The organism is Faecalibacterium longum (assembly GCF_040094125.1).
In the GTDB taxonomy this organism is placed as follows: Bacteria; Bacillota; Clostridia; order Oscillospirales; family Ruminococcaceae; genus Faecalibacterium; species Faecalibacterium longum.
This window is the reverse complement of sequence record NZ_JBBNIH010000031.1, coordinates 1-954: the sequence shown is the minus strand read 5'-3', so window position 1 is coordinate 954 and position 954 is coordinate 1. Positions and strand designations below refer to the sequence as shown.

At 51.3% G+C, this 954-nt stretch carries 2 protein-coding genes; both read left to right on the top strand.

Going from position 1 to position 954, the window contains the following annotated elements:
* Positions 1-254: hypothetical protein (locus AAAU26_RS00365; RefSeq protein ID WP_349180860.1), on the top strand; the 254-nt coding region annotated here is incomplete at its 5' end.
* Positions 254-954 (top strand): ImmA/IrrE family metallo-endopeptidase (locus AAAU26_RS00360; RefSeq protein WP_227619686.1); only part of this gene is annotated, 701 nt, incomplete at its 3' end. The genes AAAU26_RS00365 and AAAU26_RS00360, both read left to right, overlap by 1 nt.

Below are 954 nucleotides of genomic sequence, written 5' to 3'. Positions count from 1 at the left end.
AGAAAAGATACGTCGAAGTGGACGTTCGTTTTACTCCTGATGGCAAGATCCGCCCTCTTGCCATAAACTATGACAAGGCTCACACTTATGGAATTGATCGTGTCTTGGCAGTCAAACACGGGACATCACGCCTAGGCGGAAAAGGTCACTGCTTCACCTGCCTGATTTGCGGTCAGAAGCGGAATCTTTGGCTTGAACAGGGCAAGTGGTTTGTGGAAGCCTACTGTTCCGTGCCGGAAAGCTGTGCTTCGTAATGGCAAAATACTTATCCCGCACAGACCTTTCGCACATAGCGGGCAGGTATATCGAGCAGTACTATAACTTTTTCGGAATTAGCAAGGATGCCCCAGAACCCATTGACCCGGAACGGCTCGCAAGTTCTGTTCTTGGGCTGAATGTGAAAATGCTGCCGTTATGCAGCGATGGCAGTGTCCTAGGACTGACTGTTTTCCAGAAATGCGGTTTTACCGTAACCTTGGGGGACGGAACAAAGCTTGTAGAGGTGTTCATGCCGAAGGACGTCGTAATCGATTCCGCCCTTGCGGCAGACAGCTGCACCGGATGCCGGAATTTCACGATAGCGCATGAAGCGGCACACCATATTCTGGCTGACCAGTTTCCGAACGACTACGGAAAAGCAGTCAAGTGCCGTGGGCACATTGCCTATCGGGAACGAAACGGACAGCCCTCATGGGAAGAATGGCAGGCGAACACCCTTGCAGCGGAGCTGCTGATGCCAACATTTCTGGTCAACGCCGAAATAAAACGTGCAGCGCTGTGCCTGCCAAACGGAATCCTGTACAAATCCGCATCGGACCCGAACTATGAAAAAATTTTGGAGATGGCTGCACGGATGGGAGTATCGTGGTCTGCGATTAGGATCAGATTACAGCAGATGCAGATCATCAACGGCAAACCCATCCACTGCCACCCATTAGACGTCATTCGATTTGG